The sequence below is a fragment of the Candidatus Methylomirabilota bacterium genome (genome assembly GCA_036005065.1).
In the GTDB taxonomy this organism is placed as follows: domain Bacteria; phylum Methylomirabilota; class Methylomirabilia; order Rokubacteriales; family DASRDR01; genus DASYQW01.
In genome coordinates, this window is sequence record DASYQW010000236.1 from 1 (window position 1) to 10,817 (window position 10,817).

Genomic DNA, 10,817 nt, shown 5'->3' on the forward strand with positions numbered 1-10,817 from the left:
CGGCGTCGAGGTCGAACGTGAGGTGACGATAGTCGGCGTAGTTCATGGCGGTAATGCTCCGGCTAGCCTCAACGGGTGATCTGGTCGACGATCCGGTCGATCTCGCGAGTCCAGGCGTGGTCCGGATAGCGCAGGCAGAAGGCCGGCCAGCGCCAGCCCGGCCGGCGGCCACACCGGCGTCACCGGTTCTCCGGCCTCGACGAAGACGAGGACCGAATCGGCCAGGCGGGCCAGGCCGAAGTACAGGACGGCGAAGAGGCTCACCCGGAGCAGGTACGCGCCGGCCGAATGGCCAGCCGCCCCCGAGGACGACACCTCAGCCGCTCGCGTGGACATCAGGCTCCGCTCTGGTGGACGACTCGCCCGCCTGGGCCGCGCACACCATACAACAGTTCGCCGGCACGCGGAAGCCGGCGCTCTACGGCGCCGAGGGCCGGGCCAGCGCGATCTCCACGCGGTCCGCCCCGTCCACCGGCAGGACGGCCTGGCCGCCCGACAGGGCCAGGTCGAACCGCGCCGTCCGGCCGTCGCGGTCCACGGTGACGGTGGCCGGCAGCGCCTCGGATTCGCCCCCGGCCGCCCATCCGATGCGTCCAGACCTTGAGCTCCCGGGCGGCCGTGTCGCCGAGGGGCAGCGCCACCGACGCGAGCCCGTCGGCGGCCACGCCCTCGCCGGGGGCCAGCTTCGCCGAGGACTCGCCGGCCGCGCACCGCAGCGATACCTCGGCCGGGCGCGGGCGGCCGTCATCGACGACGTTGAAGTCCTCTTACGGCTGCCAGCCACGGTAGAGCGGGTGATCGCCGGCGATCGGCAGCTCGACCGGCCGGCGCGTCCGCGCCGCGTGATAGATCGCGGTGATCAGCTCCACGGCCGCGCGGGCGTCGGCCACGGTGACGGGCAGCTCGGTCCCGGTCGCGAGCGCCCGGTGGAAGCGGGAGAACTGGCCGACGAAGTGCTCCGGGAGCGGCGCGAACCGGCCGAGAGCGTCTCGGATCTTTGAGGAAAATTCCAGTTGGCGACCTGAGACGCCACCACCTGGGCCTCCGTCGAGCCGGTGAAGAAGAGGAACTGATCCGCCTGGTGCGACGCGATGTCGGTCAAGATGCCGCCGTAGCGGGCCCGCTCGAAGAACCAGCCGGGGCGGCTCGGCGCGTTGAGCCGGTGGGGGCCCAGGCCCACGGTCTGGACGACCCTGCCGATGGCCCCGGACGTGACCAGCTCGCCGGCCCGCACCGTGGCCGGATTCTCGAATCGCTCGCTGAAGCACACCGAGAAGATCCGTCCGGTCTCGGCCTGCACGCGCCGGACCTCGGCCAGTTGCGCGAGGGTGGTGACGGCGGGCTTGTCGCTCATGTAGTCCTTCCCGTGCCGCATCACGTCGATGCCGAGGGGAGCGCGGTCACACGGGATGGCGGCGCTGACGACCAGGTGGATGCTCGCGTCTTCCAGGATCTGGCGCCGATCGGCGGCCGGCCGGGCCTCGGGATACCGGCGGGCGAACTCGACCGCCAGATCTGGCTCCTCGGCGAAGAACGAGACCAGCTTCGCGCCCGCCCGGAGCAGGAGGTTCGATTGGCTGTAGATGTGGTTGTGGTTCAGGCCGATGACCGAGAAGCGGACGGCCGGAGGTACCATGGCCCCGGCCTATCCCTTCATGCCCGTGGTGCGTGGACAACGTCGGCCGGGACCCACATTGGTCAGACCGCGTCGTCACCGAGGAAGATCCGCTTGACCTCGGCCGAGCGGAGCAGCTCGGCGGAGATGCCTTCGACGATGGTCCGCCCGCTCTCGAGCACGTACCCCCGGTGAGCGAGACGGAGGGCCAGCTCCACGTTCTGCTCCACGAAGATCACCGTGATCCCGTCCTCGTGAATGCGCCGGATGACCTCCCCGATCGACTGCACCACGCGCGGGGCGAGCCCGAGGAACGGCTCGTCGATCATGAGCAGCCGAGGCCGCGCCATGAGTCCCCGGGCGATGGCCACCATCTGCTGCTCCCCCCCCGAGAGGGTGTGAGCGAGCTGGTCTCTCCTCTCGCGGAGCACCGGGAAGAGTGTCTCGACCCGGTCGAGGCTCCGCGCGCGATGGGGTCGGGCCTGCCGGTTGTGGGCCCCGAGCAGGAGGTTGTCGCGGACCGTGAGGAACGGAAAGAGCCGGCGGCGCTCCAGCACGTGGGCCACGCCGGCCCCGACGATCTCGTGCGGGGGCCGGCCGTCGATCCGCTGGCCGAGGAACGTCACCTGCCCGCCCCGCGGCCGAAGGAGCCCCGAGATCGTATTCATGAGCGTCGACTTGCCGGCGCCGTTGGGCCCGAGGAGGCAGACGATCTCGCCCGCCTCCGCGCGCATCGAGACCTCCCAGAGCACCTGGAAGTCTCCGTAGGCCACCTGAAGCCCCTCGACCGTCAGCATCGGCCGGTCACGCCTCACGCATAGGCCTGACCGAGGTAGGCTTCGACGACGCGGCGGTCCCGCGTCACCTGGTCGGTCGGCCCGTCGGCGATGAGCTCGCCCAGGTAGAGCGCCAGGATGCGCTGGGCCATCGCGGTGATCACGCGCATGTTGTGCTCGATCACGAGGAGCGTGAGCCCCGACCGGTGGAGGTCCTGGATCAGGCGCACCAGTCCCGGGATGCTCCCCTGGTCCACGCCGCCGGTGACCTCGTCGAGCAGGAGGAGCCGCGGCCGGGTCGCGAGGGCGCGGGCCAGCTCCAGGCGCTTCCGCTGACCGGTCGACAGGGTCCGCGCGAACGCGCCGGCCTTGTCGAGGAGCCCCACGCGCTCCAGGAGCCCGGCCGCCTGCCGCCGGGCCTCCCGGACGTCGCGCGTGCGCGTCAGCGCGCCGGCCAGCACGTTCTCGAGCACCGTCAGGCCGTGGAACGGGCGCAGCTTCTGGAACGTCCGGGCGACGCCGAGCCGACACACGCGGTCGGGGCTGAGGCCGGTCAGGCGGTGCCCCTCGAACTCGGCGTCGCCCGCGTCCGGCCGCTCGAATCCCGTGATGACCTCGAACAGCGTCGACTTCCCCGCCCCGTTCGGGCCGATCACGCCGACGAGCTCGCCCGGCGCGACCTCGAAGGAGATGTCGCGATTGGCCACCACGCCGCCAAACCGCTTGGTGACCCCGCGGACGCGCAGGAGGCTCATGACCGCCGGGCGGCGAGCGCCCCCAGCCAGCCGGCGAGGCCTTGAGGGACGAACCGCACCACGATGATGAGCGCGCAGCCGTAGATGATGAGGTAGATCCCGACCAGGCCGGCTCCGACGCCCCCGAACGCCGCCCGCAGGTAGGTCTCGAGCGTGGTGATGAGGAACGCCCCCAGGAACGGCCCCGCCGCGGTGGCGAGGCCGCCGATGATCGCCCCCAGCGCGAAGCGCACCGAGAGGTCCACCGAGAAGACGTAGAACGGGTCCACGAAGCCCACGTACTGGGCCCAGAGCGTCCCGCACACCGCGGTGAGGGCAGCGCTGGCCGCGACGGCGACGACTTTCAGGCGGCGGCTCGGGATGCCGATGGCCTGGGCTGCGTCCTCGTCCTCGCGCACCGCGGCGAGCTGGTAGCCGCGGCGCGAGCGCTCCAGGTAGCTCTGGACGAGGTACAGGCCGGTCGCCACGACGAGGACGAGGTAGACCCAGACGGTCTTGTCGGCGAAGCCCAGGGTCCAGAGACCGGGGCGGAACGGGACAGGGATGCCCTCGGAGCCCTGGGTGAAGCCCCGCCAGCGGCTGGCGACGATCAGGAGCACTTGCGAGAACGCGATGGTGGCCAGCGCGAAGTAGGGGCCGCGCAGGCGGTTGGCCAGGTAACCGAGGGCGAGCCCGGCCGCCGTCGAGAGGAGCACGCCCACGAGGAGGCCGATCCACGGCGAAAGGCCCCAGCGCGTGCCGAGCAGCGCGGCCGAGTAGGCCCCGAGGCCGAAGAACGCCGAGTGGCCGAGCGATACCTGGCCGGCGTAGCCGCCCGCCACGTTCCAGGCGGCCGAGAGCGCCCCCCAGAGCAGGATCAGGACCAGGCTGTCGAGAAGGTAGGCGTCGCGGATGACCAGCGGCGCGAGCGCGGCCGCTCCGAACACGGTAAGCGCGACCCGGTGCCGCCGCATCAGACCCCCAGGCGCTCGGCGCCCCGCTGGCCGAAGATCCCGGCCGGGCGGACCACCAGGATGCCGATGAACAGGAGGAAGTAGAGCACCTCCTTCCAGGCCGTCCCCACCACGTAGGAGCCGACGACCTCGACTGCCGCCACGATCAGGCTCCCCAGGACCGCGCCCGGCATGTCGCCCAGTCCGCCGAGGACGACCACCACGTAGGCGATCAGGACGAACTGGAGCCCGGCCGTCGGGTACACCGGATAGAGCGGGGCCAGGAGGACGCCGGCCACCCCCACGCACGTGATCCCGATGGTCCAGGTGGCCCCGTAGACGCGGTCGGTGTCGATCCCCATGACCGCGGCGGCCTCCCGGTCCTGGGCGGTCGCGCGCATCACGCGTCCGGTGTAGGACCACTTCATGAACGCGAAGAGCGTGGCCGTGAGGATGGCCGCCACCGCGAAGGCCACGACCTGGCCCACGTTGAAGGCGGCGTCGCCGAGCCGCAGCACCGCCGCGTAGTGGCCGGCCCGAACGAAGCGGAAGTCGCCGGTCCACAGGACCAGCGCCGCGTTCTGCAGCGCGATGGAGAGCCCCACCGTGGTGAAGATCTGCACGTTGTGGGAGGTGTGGATCACCCCTCTCATCACCAGCCGGTAGGTCACCCAGCCGACCAGGCCGAGGACGGGCAGCGCGGCGACCAGCGCGACGTAGGGGTCGAGGGCCAGAAGCGTGAAGGTCCAGAACGTCAGGTACATGCCGAGCATGAGGAACTCGCCGTGGGCGAAGTTGACGACCCGCATGACGCCGAAGATGAGGGTGAGCCCGACGGCGATGAGGGCGTAGATGCCCCCGAGGAGGATCGTCGAGGTCAGGAGCTGGGCGAGGTCGCGCATGCTCCCCGCCGAGACGGCGGCGCCCCGGCTCCGTCCCCGGGGCGCCACGCGAGGTCGGGGCTCGAGCGCCGGGCTACTTCCGCTGGTCCCAGGCGCCCAGCGGGATCCACTTGGCCCGGTTGGTCGTGAACTCCTCGGGCCACACCGTCACGAGCTGGCCGCCCTGCCACTGCAGCATGTAGTGCTGCACGCGCTCGTTGCTGTTCTGGCCGTTGTCGGCGAACTTCACGCCCCAGCCGTTGACCGACGACCCCACCGGCAGGTCCATGGCCATGACAACCTGGCGGAAACGGTCCAGCTCGTCGGTCCGGGCCTGGTCGAGGACGAGCTTCAGGATCCAGAGGCCGCCCGCCGCCAGCTGGTGGCCGCCGTAGGGCTCGCCGCCGGTCTTGGCTTTGGCGGCGTCGCGGAAGGCCTGCTCGATCCGCTGGCCCTCGGGGCGGAGGATCTCGAGGCGGAACCCCGGACCGGGTTCCAGCAGCGCGAACGGGCCGTTGCCGTCGGGGCCCAGCGCCTTGCCGAAGTCCGGCGAGCCGTAACCCGTGGCCCCGGCGTGCACGAGCGCCTTGAAGACGAACCCCTGCTCGCGGGACTGCCGCCAGAACAGAACCGCGTCGTGGCCCCGCGCGATGTGGTGGACGATATCCGGGTTGACGGCCTTCAGCTTGAGGATGATCGGCGTGAAGTCGTTGGTGGTGGCGAAGGCATAGTACTCGGCCGCGACCTCCTGCATGCCGAACTCCTGCTTGGCGCGCTGACGGGCGGCCTCGGTGACCCCCTGGCCGTAGGAGGAGTCCTCGGAGAGGAAGGCCACCTTGAGCTGGTTCGGCCGGACGTTGAAGCGGGGGGCCAGGTGCTTGGCGATGAACTCCACGTTGTACCAGCCGAAGCCGGTGCCGTCGATCTCGGTCCGGAAGACGCTCTTCAGCCCGCGCCGGGTGAAGCGCGGGTCGACGCAGGAGGTCTCCCAGTAGATGACGTTGTGGCGGGCCGCCGCCTCGCTGGCCGCGCCGCAGAGCGTGGACGAGTAGGTCCCGGTGAGGATCTTCACGCCCTCGCGGGTGATCAGGCGCGTGGCCTCGCTGGCCGCCGCTGTCGGGTCGACGGCGTCGCCGGTGGCCAGCACGAGCCTCTTGCCCATCACGCCGCCGAAGCGCTCGTTGATCAGGTCGCGCATGATCTCGTAGCCCTCGAGGTGCCGCTTGCCCTCGAAGGCCAGCGGCCCGGTGAGCGGCTCGAGGACCCCGATCTTGTATTCCCCCTGGAGTTGCTGCGCCTCCGACCCGAGGGCCGCGAGGAGACCGAACACGGCAAGGGCGGCGACCGCCAGCACGAGACCGGCTCTCACGTGATCCATGACTCCCTCCTGGGTGGCGGGCTGCTGTCGTGGCCGGGGCAGTTCTAGCATCCGCCGCCGGACCCGTCAAGGCGGCAATGATTCACTGAAGAGTTGTGCCGGACCGCTGCCGGTCTCACCGCGCTCGCCTCCGCATCGCTCAGGATCGATACACCACGAGCCCGATGAAGCCGAGAAGCAGAGGGACCAGGGCGAGATCTGCGCGCCCCGTCCAGGCACCGAGGCCCACCGAACCGAGCACCAGCGCCATGATCGGCGTCAGACACGCCAGGCACGTCAGCGCGGTGCCCACGACCCCGAGCACGAGCCAACGGTCCCGCCTCATACGCCGCAGTCCGGACAGCGAACCGTTGGCATCGCTCAAAGCCCCAATACCCGCTCCTCCGCGACGTTCTTCGCGGTAAAGGACACTCCGTAGGGCGAAAGAAACTCCTTCGCCGTGTGGCAAGACTGTCAGTGGGTGGACCAGTACACCGTAACCTGTCGAGATGCCCTGGCTACGCTCTTGTGAGTAGGCCTTCGAAAATTCGCTTCCCGAGCTTGAAGCCTTCGGCCACAGTGACGGCCGCGCCGCCGACCTCCGAATTCGCCCGCCACCACTCACGCAAGTGCTCTTCCGACCGGAAGAAGTTGAGGAGCGTTCAGAGGCCGCTGGCGGCCCGCCGTTCGCCTTCGCAACGACGTCCGACCCACGCCATGACCCCGTCCGCTTCTGGCCCTGGGCCGTCCGGGGTGACGGGGAACTGCAGGAGCTGTCCGCAGTGATGGCACTCGGCGGTCACCTCCACGCGTTTTCCCAGCATTGGCGCCATACCGAGGGCATCGATTGCGCAGCAGACGTAACGCTCCGCTGCCTCGTCCAAGCGTACGGTGAAAGCGGTCGGGCGCACAGAGAATGGGTACGCAATCTCCACCCGACCGTCCATGACCTGGATGAGGTCATCCTCGTCGAGCCTGACGAGTTCTTCCTCCAGGCTCGACCGACGAGCGCCGGGCAGCGAGGCCGCAATCTCCGTAATGGATGCAGCTCCCTCGCGGTCGAGGAAGAGCCGGTAGATCGCCTGCAGGACCGGCGTCTGTCGGGCAGCTCGGCGCTTAGCCTGGAACTCAACATCCGCCTCGATGAGCTCTGCCGCTGTCTTGATTTGAAGCATTCGAACTCCTCTCAATGAGAACGCCGAACGCACCTCGGTTCTTGACACCAGCGGCCCTTCGCCGGCACGTCGAGACACCTTATGCGAGCGAGATCTTGCGGACTCCGGAGGCAACCATGGAGGAGGCGCGCCTGACCATCGGGACCCTCTCGAAGCGCACCAATAGCCGCGTCGAGACGATCCGCTACTCACTCACCGGAGCCCATGTGCTCAAACGGCTGCCGTACGGACTCGAGGAGGCTGCTCTCGACGCGACCACCAAGGACGGACAACCCGCCGCCGTGGCCATGAATCTGACCGGCCCGCGATCAATTGAAGAGTGAAGGCAAAACTGACCAGAATGAGTAGCAGGATCGCAATCGACACGGCGACCGCGGTCAAAAAGCGCGCCTTTGTCTGCATAACCGGGATCAGCAACGATATCGCTCGCCGGTCGGATCTGCAGGGCTTCGAATACCTCGGTCCGGAGTGCCGTTGTAGACTGCCCGAGCGACGGCAATGACCACCACCGCCACCGAGCCGACCCGCGCGCTGGACTTCATTCGCGAGATCATCGAGGCGGATCTGCGCTCCGGCCGCGAAGGCGAGGGTCGGCCGCGCGATCGCCCGCTGACTCCGAGCCATCCTGCGCCGGCGCGGGCTCGCGGTCAAGGAGCGGGCGGAGGGATGCGGCGGCGGGGCCCCGGCGGAGCCGCGGCGAGAGGGACCCCAACGCGGGCCAGGTCCACGCGCCCCGGGGGCTGACGGCGGCCATGCAGCCTCCGTCTCTCCGGCTCACCGGGGGCGAGTGGCGTGGCACCCGTCCGGTTTGCGGCGATGGCCCGGCGTTGCGCGCGGGTGCCGGGAGTGCTACGGTGAGCGGCCATGAGCACCCTGACGACGAGCACCTTGCCGCCCGATGAGACCCGAGGCTTCGTCCACCGCGCGTGGGAGGTCGATGTCCTGCCCGCGCTGACCCGCTATGTCGCGATCCCCGCGAAGTCGCCGGCCTTCGACCCGGAGTGGTCGGCGCACGGCCACATCGACCAGGCCGTCGCGCTCATCGAAGCGTGGGTCCGAGGCCGCCCGATCGAGGGTCTCGGCGTGGAGACGTTCCGGCTGCCGGGCCGGACGCCGGTCCTCCTCGCGGAGGCGCCCGGCGCGGCGCCCGAGACCATCCTGCTCTACGGCCATTGCGACAAGCAGCCGGAGATGACGGGGTGGGCCGACGGCCTGGGCCCCTGGACGCCGGTCCGCCGCGGCGAGCGCCTCTACGGCCGCGGCGCCCAGGACGACGGCTACGCCGCCTTCTGCGCGCTCACCGCCATCGAGGCCGTCCAGCGCGCCGGGGTGCCGCACGCGCGCTGCATCGTGCTCGTCGAGGCGAGCGAGGAGAGCGGGAGCCCGGACCTGCCCGCCTACATGGAAGCCTTCGCGTCCCGGATCGGGACGCCCGACCTGGTGATCTGCCTGGACTCGGGGTGCGGCAACTACGATCAGCTCTGGGGCACCACGTCGCTGCGCGGGCTGATCAACGGGATTCTGACCGTCCAGGTGCTGACCGAAGGCGCGCACTCGGGCGCGGCCGGCGGCATCGTGCCCTCGAGCTTCCGGATCGCCCGGCAGCTCCTGTCGCGCCTCGAGGACGAGCGGACGGGGGCGATCGTGCCACGCGACTTCCACGTCGAGGAGCCCGCAATCCGAACGGCCGAGGCGCGGGCGGTGGCCGAGGTGCTGGGCGCCGAGATCGCCGCGCGGTTCCCGGTCGTCGAGGGGATGCGCTATGCCCAGGCGGACCCTGCCGACCTGCTGCTGGCCAACACCTGGGCGCCGACGCTCGGCATCACCGGCGCCGCCGGCCTGCCCGCGCTGGCCGACGGGGGCAATGTGCTCCGCCCCTCGACCTCGCTCAAGCTGTCACTCCGGGTGCCTCCGACCCTCGACGTCCCACGCGCGGCCGGGCGCCTCCGGGAGATCCTCGAGGCCGACCCGCCCTACGGCGCGCGCGTGCGCTTCACGGTCGACAGCCTCTCGCCGGGCTGGGACGCCCCGGCCAGCGAGCCGTGGCTGCTCGACGCCGTGCACGCGTCGTCCCGCCGCCACTTCGGCCGGCCGGCCATGTTCGCCGGGCTGGGCGGCTCCATCCCCTTCATGGCCATGCTCGGGGAGCGCTTCCCGCGCGCGCAGTTCTTCATCACCGGCACCGGCGGCCCCGGCTCCAACGCCCACGGCCCGAACGAGTTCCTGCACCTGCCCTTCACCGAGCGCCTCACCGCCTGCGTGGCGGACCTGATCGCCGCCCACCATCGGGCCCGCCGGCCCTAGCCCGTCCCCGCCGGCCGCGAGCGCCGCGGGCGGGCCTGCAGCTCGTAGATGGGCTCAGCCTACCGAGCCGGGCGAGGCCCGGTCAACGCGCCTCACCTCGGCCCTGCCGTCCGGCGCCTCACCTCCGGCAGCACCTCGCGCCCGAGCAGCTCGAGGCCGGCCAGGATGTCGTCTTGAGCCATCCCGGGCCAGCTCACCCGCATGGTGGCGTGCGTCACCCCGGCCCGATGCTGGCGAAGGAGGGCATCCACCACCTGCGCCGGCGAGCCGAGGGCGAACCGATCGGCGGCCAGCCGCCGGAGCTGCGCCTCCGGCGCGGCCTCGAGATCGAGGGTGATGCCCGGAATCCCCCACGCGAGATAGGCCTTGTACTTCTCTAGCAGGAAGGGCGCGGCCCGGCGGATCGCCGTGTCCTCGTCGGGCGCGCACACGACCTCGAGCAGCCGGCAGACGTGCTGGCTCGCCGGCAGGCCCGCCGCAGCCCGGGCGGCGGCAAAGGCGGCTGCCTGCGCGGCGAACTCGTCGACCGTGGGCACCGGCACCACCATCCAGCCGTCGGCGATGCGGGCCGCCCGGGCGATGCCGGCCGGCACCTGTGACCCGATCATGATCGGCGGTCGCGGCCGCTGAAGCGGCCGGGGCCGGATGCTGACGCCGTCGAGCCGCCAGTGCCGTCCACGATGGGTGACGCGATCCTCCGTCCACAGCCGGCGGATGATCTCGACCCCTTCGGTGAGCCGGCTCACCCGCTCGGCCATCGGCACCCCGAACACGGCGAACTCCTCCAGCCGGTAGCCGAGCCCCACGCCGAGCAGGAACCGACCCCCGCTGATCAGGTCCAGGAAGGCGCCGACCTCGGCCAGCTCGACCGGGTTGTGGAGCGGCAGCAGCACGAGGTTGGTGCCCAGCCACAACCCCTCGGCCTCGGCCGCCAGCCGCTGCAGCAGCGGCAGGAGCGGGAAGTAGTGGAAGCCCGGTGTGACGTGGTGCTCGCCGCTCCAGATCGAGTCGAAGCGAAGCTG

At 70.9% G+C, this 10,817-nt stretch carries 11 protein-coding genes; 2 read left to right on the top strand and 9 right to left on the bottom strand.

Translation table 11 applies throughout. The features are described from left to right. Positions 1–859 precede the first annotated feature (859 nt). From VGW35_17280 to merB, 8 genes are all read right to left on the bottom strand, one after another. Positions 860–1,636, bottom strand: a complete 777-nt coding sequence (locus VGW35_17280; protein HEV8309415.1) for a Gfo/Idh/MocA family oxidoreductase — start codon at positions 1,634–1,636, stop codon at positions 860–862. A 62-nt stretch (positions 1,637–1,698) separates the two neighbouring features. After that, positions 1,699–2,412 carry an ABC transporter ATP-binding protein gene (locus tag VGW35_17285; GenBank protein HEV8309416.1) on the bottom strand — a complete coding sequence of 238 codons (714 nt, stop codon included), beginning with the start codon at positions 2,410–2,412 and terminating at the stop codon, positions 1,699–1,701. A 14-nt stretch (positions 2,413–2,426) separates the two neighbouring features. Next, positions 2,427–3,146: an ABC transporter ATP-binding protein gene (locus VGW35_17290; protein HEV8309417.1), complete on the bottom strand. Its 720-nt coding sequence runs from the start codon at positions 3,144–3,146 to the stop codon at positions 2,427–2,429. Continuing rightward, complete coding sequence (locus VGW35_17295; GenBank protein ID HEV8309418.1) at positions 3,143–4,099, bottom strand: branched-chain amino acid ABC transporter permease; 957 nt, start codon at positions 4,097–4,099, stop codon at positions 3,143–3,145. Before VGW35_17295 ends, VGW35_17290 begins: the two co-directional genes overlap by 4 nt. Beyond that, entirely contained in the window at positions 4,099–4,980 is an 882-nt protein-coding gene (locus VGW35_17300) for a branched-chain amino acid ABC transporter permease (GenBank protein ID HEV8309419.1), read from the bottom strand. The genes VGW35_17295 and VGW35_17300 overlap by 1 nt, the downstream gene beginning before the upstream one ends. A 73-nt stretch (positions 4,981–5,053) precedes the next feature. After that, positions 5,054–6,337, bottom strand: a complete 1,284-nt coding sequence (locus tag VGW35_17305) for an ABC transporter substrate-binding protein (protein ID HEV8309420.1) — start codon at positions 6,335–6,337, stop codon at positions 5,054–5,056. A gap of 139 nt (positions 6,338–6,476) precedes the next feature. After that, positions 6,477–6,662 carry a mercury resistance system transport protein MerF gene (merF, locus tag VGW35_17310; GenBank protein HEV8309421.1) on the bottom strand — a complete coding sequence of 62 codons (186 nt, stop codon included), beginning with the start codon at positions 6,660–6,662 and terminating at the stop codon, positions 6,477–6,479. Between the two features lie 172 nt (positions 6,663–6,834). Beyond that, positions 6,835–7,491: an organomercurial lyase gene (merB, locus tag VGW35_17315; protein HEV8309422.1), complete on the bottom strand. Its 657-nt coding sequence runs from the start codon at positions 7,489–7,491 to the stop codon at positions 6,835–6,837. Positions 7,492–7,607: 116 nt separating this feature from the next. On the opposite strand from merB, the gene VGW35_17320 reads away from it, so the two are divergent. Beyond that, positions 7,608–7,814: a hypothetical protein gene (locus VGW35_17320; protein ID HEV8309423.1), complete on the top strand. Its 207-nt coding sequence runs from the start codon at positions 7,608–7,610 to the stop codon at positions 7,812–7,814. Positions 7,815–8,355: 541 nt separating this feature from the next. Further along, the gene (locus VGW35_17325; protein ID HEV8309424.1) at positions 8,356–9,795 is read left to right on the top strand and encodes a M20/M25/M40 family metallo-hydrolase; all 1,440 of its coding nucleotides are present in this window, start codon (positions 8,356–8,358) and stop codon (positions 9,793–9,795) included. A gap of 92 nt (positions 9,796–9,887) precedes the next feature. On the opposite strand, the gene VGW35_17330 is transcribed toward VGW35_17325, so the two are convergent. Next, positions 9,888–10,817 (bottom strand): LLM class flavin-dependent oxidoreductase (locus VGW35_17330; protein ID HEV8309425.1); only part of this gene is annotated, 930 nt, incomplete at its 5' end.